The sequence below is a fragment of the uncultured Limnohabitans sp. genome (assembly GCF_937889215.1).
Taxonomy (GTDB): Bacteria; Pseudomonadota; Gammaproteobacteria; order Burkholderiales; family Burkholderiaceae_C; genus Limnohabitans_A.
Map to the genome: position 1 here is coordinate 1 of NZ_CALBEX010000279.1, position 6495 is coordinate 6495.

7 protein-coding genes are annotated in these 6495 nt (G+C 57.4%); 6 read left to right on the forward strand and 1 reads right to left on the reverse strand.

Annotation, left to right across the window (positions count from 1 at the left end):
- Positions 1–33: 33 nt before the first annotated feature.
- Positions 34–420: a diacylglycerol kinase gene (locus Q0341_RS07085; RefSeq protein ID WP_299511535.1), complete on the reverse strand. Its 387-nt coding sequence runs from the start codon at positions 418–420 to the stop codon at positions 34–36.
- Positions 421–566: 146 nt separating this feature from the next.
- Between Q0341_RS07085 and Q0341_RS07090 the strand changes: the two genes are divergently transcribed.
- The 6 genes from Q0341_RS07090 to Q0341_RS07115 form a co-directional block, all read left to right on the forward strand.
- Complete coding sequence (locus tag Q0341_RS07090) at positions 567–1571, forward strand: aldo/keto reductase (protein ID WP_299511537.1); 1005 nt, start codon at positions 567–569, stop codon at positions 1569–1571.
- Positions 1572–1690: 119 nt separating this feature from the next.
- The gene (locus tag Q0341_RS07095; RefSeq protein WP_299511538.1) at positions 1691–2143 is read left to right on the forward strand and encodes a (2Fe-2S)-binding protein; all 453 of its coding nucleotides are present in this window, start codon (positions 1691–1693) and stop codon (positions 2141–2143) included.
- A gap of 2 nt (positions 2144–2145) precedes the next feature.
- Positions 2146–4224, forward strand: a complete 2079-nt coding sequence (locus Q0341_RS07100; RefSeq protein ID WP_299511540.1) for a molybdopterin cofactor-binding domain-containing protein — start codon at positions 2146–2148, stop codon at positions 4222–4224.
- Positions 4221–5177: an AraC family transcriptional regulator gene (locus tag Q0341_RS07105; RefSeq protein WP_299511541.1), complete on the forward strand. Its 957-nt coding sequence runs from the start codon at positions 4221–4223 to the stop codon at positions 5175–5177. Before Q0341_RS07100 ends, Q0341_RS07105 begins: the two co-directional genes overlap by 4 nt.
- Before the next feature lie 648 nt (positions 5178–5825).
- Entirely contained in the window at positions 5826–6059 is a 234-nt protein-coding gene (locus Q0341_RS07110; RefSeq protein WP_299511544.1) for a high-potential iron-sulfur protein, read from the forward strand.
- Between the two features lie 11 nt (positions 6060–6070).
- Positions 6071–6495 (forward strand): M48 family metalloprotease (locus Q0341_RS07115; protein ID WP_299511542.1); only part of this gene is annotated, 425 nt, incomplete at its 3' end.

Genomic DNA, 6495 nt, shown 5'->3' on the forward strand with positions numbered 1-6495 from the left:
CGCCGCACAAAAGTCGCCCGGAAAGCGGACCCGTCAGGCAGCCAACCAGCGCCAAAGGGCGCTGAGCCACACGCCGCCGCACAGCAGCAAGCTCAGCAACACGGCGGCGCTGCCCATGTCCTTGGACCGCTTGGACAGGGCATGCCACTCCGGCCCTACGCGGTCAATGGCCGATTCAACGGCGGTGTTGAGCAACTCCACCACCAGCACCGCCACCACGACGCCGACCAGCAAGACCACTTCGGTCCAGCTTTGGCCGAGCCACCAAGCGCCGGGCAAGATCAGCACCGCCAAAATGGCCTCTTGCCGAAAAGCCGGTTCGTGCCAACCGGCACGCAAGCCCTCGACTGAGTAGGTAAAAGCGTGCAACACGCGAGACAGGCCTTGGCGTTTGGGCTCAACAGAGGTGGGGTGGTTCATGTGGGGCAGGTATTTACAGAGCTTTTGAGCTGAAGCCCTGCATGTTAACGGTCTCTTCAGCCCTCGCGCGACTTGGTGCCCGTCTGCGTCCAAATCTTGTTAAGGTGCGAGCGAGTGCCGGGCTTGCGCTCCGATAAGATACGGGCATGAAAAATCGCCAACTTGCCAACTTTTCCGTCAGCGCCATCGGCCTGGGCTGCATGAACCTCAGCCATGCTTATGGCGCGCCCGTCTCGGCCAAACAGGGCGAGCGTGTGCTGCTCACCGCCTTGGACCAAGGCGTGACTTTTTTTGACACCGCCGCGCTGTATGGCTTTGGGGCCAACGAAACGCTGGTGGGCCAGGTGATGAAGCCCCACCGCAACCGCTTCACTCTGGCCAGCAAATGCGGCATGCAGGGTGTCGAGCAAAACGATGGCAGCAAAGTGCGCGTCATCGACGGCCGCCCCGAGACGATCAAGAAAACCTGTGAAGATGCGCTGCGCCGCTTGCAGACCGATGTGATCGACCTGTATTACCTGCACCGGTGGGACAAGAAAGTGCCCATCGAAGACAGCGTGGGCGCACTGAGCGATCTGGTGCGCCAAGGCAAAATCCAGACGATTGGTTTGTCCGAGGTGTCGGCCAGCACGCTGCGCAAAGCGCACGCGGTGCACCCGATTGCGGCACTGCAAACCGAGTATTCGCTGTGGACGCGCAACCCCGAGATCGCGGTGCTGCAGGCCTGCCGCGAACTGGGCGTGGCCTTTGTGGCCTTCAGCCCGGTGGCACGGGGCTTTTTGTGCGGCTCAGCTTTGGATGTGACCGCTTTCGACGCCAAGGACATTCGCCGCAGCATGCCGCGCTTCTCGCCCGAAAATTACGCCGCCAACCTCAAGCTCTTGCCCCCTTATGACGCGCTCGCGCAAGAGGCCGGCTGCAGCCCTTCGCAGTTGGCGCTGGCCTGGCTGCTGCACCAAGGCGAGGACATCATTCCGATCCCTGGCACCACTTCGGTCGATCACCTGCTGGATGACCTGGCAGCGATGGATGTGAGGCTGGATGCGGGTTTGATGGCGCGCCTGGATGCCCTGATCAACCAGCGTACCGTGGCGGGAGATCGCTACAACGCGCAGGCCAACAGCGAGGTGGATACCGAGGTGTTTGGCTGATTGGCAGGTTTTCTGTAGGCTTGGCCTGCCGTGATCAGAAGGGGGTTGGCGCGCATGTTCAATACCCCTACGAGCGTCTTGCGTAGAGTGTCCACACCTTCACTCACTTAAGACCGATCATGAAACTGCGCGTCAACGATCAATGGATGGATGTTCCTGAACCATGGCGCGAAGACTCGCTGCTCCATGTGCTGCGCGAAGGCCTGGGGCTCGTGGGCACAAAGTTTGGCTGTGGGGCCGGACTGTGTGGTGCTTGCACAGTCCATGTCAACGGCGAGCCTGTCAGAAGCTGCCTGACCCCAGCCATATCAGCGGTAGACAAGGCCATCTTGACTGTGGAGGGTCTGGCCCCATTGGGTGAGCTGCACCCAGTGCAGGAAAAATGGCTCAGTGCAGCCATCCCTCAATGTGGCTACTGTCAGTCCGGTCAAATCATGGCCACTGTGGCTTTGCTCAAGCGGACACCGAGCCCAAGCGATGACCAAATCGACGACGCGCTTGCGGGACACTTGTGTCGGTGTGGAACTCAACCCCGAGTGCGCATCGCCATTCAACAAATGGCGAGGAGCTGACGATGACTGCAACAATCAATCGTCGCCACCTTCTCGGTGGTGTGGGTGCCGTGCTCAGTGTGGCCTTTTTGCCTGGATGCGCCAATTTGCCGGTGATCCCTAAAAGACCGTCACCAGACGCTCGATCAGGTTTGAGCTGGATCAGCCATCGGTCGGGAAACTATCTGTTGACCGTGCCGCGCGTCGAAATGGGGCAAAACATCGCCACGGCGCTCAAGCAAATCGCCTGCGACGAATTGGGCATCAGTCCAGATCAACTGCAAGTCAGGTTGCACAACACGGACAGCGTTGATCGTGTCCGTGCCACCGTCGGAAGCGAATCGATCATGGAATTTGCATTGCCATTGGCCAGGGCATGTGCCACTTTGCGTCAGGCCATCAAGAGCGGGCAGGTTTCGGGCAAGCTGGAAGCCATCGAATTCCCTAGAGACCAATTACTTTCTTTATCGGGCCAGGGGCAATGGGTGGGGCGCGCCCCTCAGCTGGAACAAGGGCTTGAGATGGTGACTGGCCAGCCTTTGTATGCCATTGATGTGCGCCTGACCGGCATGGTTTATGGCCGAGTCCTTCGTGCGCCTGTTCCTCCTGAAATCGCTTCCACCCTGCAGACCATGGACGAAGCGGCGGCACGCCAAGTCAAGGGCTTCGTGGCCCTGGTTCGAAGCCCACTCCTCAAGATGTCGTCGAGCGAGGGCATAGCCATCGTGGCAAAAACCCCCGCAGCGCTCGACATGATTGAGCAGGCATTAAAAGCAAGCTGGTCTTTTCAGGGCCAGGCAGATACGCAGAGCATTCGGGAAGCGATGGACATCGATCGCCGGATGGCGGCCAGTTCGAAACGTGACAAGTACATCCACAACGATCCTGTTCATACGGGCCCCTGGGATATTGACCTCAGGTTCGATGTGCCGATTGCAGCGCATGCGGCCATTGAACCTCGCGCTGCTGTGGCTCAAATGAATGCGGATGGTCGACTTGAAATGTGGGTGGGCTCTCAGGACGTTTTTTATCAGCGCGATGTGGTTTGTCGCCGACTGGGCTTGGCAGAGGACAAGGTGCTGGTCCATGGTTGTCGCGTGGGTGGTGCCTTTGGAGGGAAAACCATCAGCACTGTCGAACTTGAAGCAGCCGTGCTGGCGCATGAACTCAAGCAGCCAGTCAAAGTGCAATGGACCCGTGCGCAGGAGTTGATGCAGGCCTTTCACCGTCCACCATCCAGCCACCGGATTCGTGCACGACTCCAAGAGGGTCGTCTGATCCATTGGTCTCACGATTTTGCCAGCAGCCACATCCTTTTTACAGGCGCTGTGGTGCCCGCTTGGATGCAAAAAATCACCGATTTCATCGGTGACGACGGTGTGGCGCGTGGTGCGACATTCCCCTACAGAGCACAAGCCAAGCGAACCGGGTTTGACCTGGTTCGACTGCCTGTCCACACAGGCCCTTGGCGAGGATTAGGTGCTGGACCGAACGCTTTTGTCATTGAATCTGCAATGGACGAGTGTGCAAGTGTGGCGGGTCTTGATCCGATTGAATTTCGCCTGCAGCACATCGAGGAACCTCGTCTCAAGCGTGTGCTGGAAGAGGCTGTCGCCAGTGCTCCCCCGGTTTCGACGCCTGCCAAAGGATTGCTTCATGGCCGTGGTGTGGCCTGCGGTATTTACAAGAAAACCAGTTTCGCGGCGGTCGTTGCCGATGTGTTGGTCGATCCAGCCAGCGGCGAGGTTCGCGTGGTCCACATGCACTGTGCACACGACTGCGGCAAAGTTATCAATCCTGATCAGGTTCGGGCTCAGTGCGAGGGTAATTTGGTCTGGGGGTTGGGTATGGTGTTGGTTGAAAGTTGGTCGGTTGAAGCCAGAAACTTTGGAGAATCGCCGATTCCACGCATGACCCAACTGCCTCGCCTTTCTGTCCATCTGGTCGATCATGGCGAGCCGCCTTCGGGGGCCGGCGAAACGGCCATCGTGGCCGCAGGAGCTGCGATTGCCAATGCAGTTCGGGCAGCGACAGGATGGCGACTGAGACAATTGCCACTTGAACCTAGGGTGCTTCAAAGCCATCTGAAAGAGACATCTTGATCAAACCAAGAAACGAAGATTTTGCCAGTAGCGTCATGGTGCGTGTACTGCTTCAGGGCATGTCGGGCCTGGGCCTTCGCTTGCCTGAAGTGGCCGATCAATTGACTCAGGCGACCGTTCCTTTGGATTTGAAACGAGAGGTTGTGCAATCAGCCGTCGAGCAAGCAGGCTTTGCCGTTTTGCCTCTGCTTGGAAGAGGCTTGCACAAACTGGCGATGGACCCGACCCATCTGGCACTCACTGCAGGGCGCAGCGCCACTTCTTTGTTTGTACGGTGGCAGCGCCTTGAGCGCTACATCCATTCAAAACACCGAATCCAATGGCAGGGCCTCACGCCGACTTTTGCGCGGGTGAAGCATGCACACAAAGACAATGGCCCAGCCCCTTTGGCGGCAGAGGACTTGGTGGTGTGCGGCGTCTTGTGTGCCTTGTTGGAGGCGAACGGCCTCCATGCGATCAAAGCGACTGCTGCCGATATGGAGCTGTACCCGAGCCCAGATTCAACTCAGGTTTTGCAGTGTGTACAACAGTGCCAGACACACACTTGGTTATTGACTTGGCAAGATACCGAGGAAAAAGGCCTGGATTTGAGCCTGCCCGTTTCTTGGGCGCAGGTAGCGCCGCCAACATGGTCGCAGTTTGCATGCGCTGTTGGGGACCATGTGGCCAGATGTTTGCCTGAACTTGTGTCGGTTGGTGTTGCGGCAGCGGCTTTGGGAATGCCCAGTCGGACTTTTCAGCGAACACTGGCAGCGGAAAGCCTCAGCTACCAGCGCATTCAGTCTGATGTGCGTTTTCGATTGGCTGGTTGGTACCTCTTGGAGTCTGAGATGGCGATTGCAGAAATTGGTTTTGTTTGTGGTTACTCTGACCAAGCGCATCTGACAAGAGAGTTCAACCGCCGCATGGGCGTTCCGCCTGCCCGATATCGGGAATTGTTTTCTTCAACTTGATCAGTCAGTGGCGTTTTATGGCAACGCTGAATAAGTCCACAGCTTGTCGCTGTCACGCGTTGTGTTTGTTTTATTCAGGCAGTTGCCCGCGCTCGCCGACCAGAAATTCCACGCTGGTTGAGTGTGGCCTGCTCTCTCTGCACTCCAGATATCCGCCTTTGAAAGTCGCCGCTGGTAGCGGACATCTCTGGGCTGGGGCTTGTGTTTTGCGCCGGCCATTTGCAGACGTTCATGAAATATTTCTGAACCAGTCCATCGATTGTCGGTATCGAGAGCGAGGTGCCGTGTAAGGCTTGAATTGCTGCCTTTGCTGTCTTCCGTGACTTCGGTGAGCTTTGTGCACCATCGCACAGATACGAAGTCACTGCTAAAGCAATATGTGTACGCGCATCGCTCAACTTCAACTTGTCAGTCGGTTGGCGGGCAATTGCACCTCGGCACCCTAACGACAAACCACTCCAGACAAGAAACCCTCAAATGCAAACGCCAACACGCAGACGCTTTATCGAAATCACGCCCTTTGCCGGTCTTGCACTGTTAGCTGCGTGCTCGCCCAAAGTCGAACCACCGGTTGCACCGATGGCGACCACGCCCGCCCCAAGTCAGGCACCCGCGGTCGCACCAGCACAAGCACCATTAACGACGACCATGAATCTTCCAATGGTCGAAAAGGGCGACACCCAAGCCGTAACACTTGGCTATGTGGACGATGCCACCCAAGCGGACAAGGTGAAATTCAAAAACTACGTGTCTGGCAGTGCTTGCAGCAATTGCGCGTTGTACCAAGGCAAGGCAGGCGATGTCGCAGGTGGATGCCCTCTGTTTGCCGGCAAGAATGTGGCGGCCAAGGGCTGGTGCGCGTCCTGGGCCAAAAAGGCTTGAGCCACCCAAAGATGGTCATCAGTGTCAATAAGATCACCGTGACTCATTTGCGTCGCCTTTCCCTTCTATCGCTGTTGCTTGCAGCGCTGACACTCGGTGGATGTCAAACCACCACCAGCGGTGGTGCGGTCGGCACGGACCGTAAACAGCTCCTTCTGGTTTCGTCCCAGCAGCTCGAACAGATGGCGGCACAAAGTTACAGCAAGTTGACTTCCGAAGCCGCTGCAAAAGGCACCCTCAATACCGATGCTTCCATTCTCCGGCGCCTTCGTGCCATTGCCCAGAGACTTGAACCGCAAACAAAAATTTTTCGTTCCGACGCGCCTGATTGGAAATGGGAAGTCAACATGATCAACAGCAACGAACTCAATGCGTTCTGTATGCCGGGTGGAAAAATCATTTTTTACTCAGGCCTGATCCGGCAGCTTCATCTGAC

Excerpts from the sequence above, each read along its gene's own strand:
- Q0341_RS07085 (WP_299511535.1), bottom strand. The coding sequence starts at position 420 with ATGAACCACCCCACCTCTGTTGAGCCCAAACGCCAAGGCCTGTCTCGC.
- Q0341_RS07090 (WP_299511537.1), top strand. The coding sequence starts at position 567 with ATGAAAAATCGCCAACTTGCCAACTTTTCCGTCAGCGCCATCGGCCTG.
- Q0341_RS07095 (WP_299511538.1), top strand. The coding sequence starts at position 1,691 with ATGAAACTGCGCGTCAACGATCAATGGATGGATGTTCCTGAACCATGG.
- Q0341_RS07100 (WP_299511540.1), top strand. The coding sequence starts at position 2,146 with ATGACTGCAACAATCAATCGTCGCCACCTTCTCGGTGGTGTGGGTGCC.
- Q0341_RS07110 (WP_299511544.1), top strand. The coding sequence starts at position 5,826 with ATGAATCTTCCAATGGTCGAAAAGGGCGACACCCAAGCCGTAACACTT.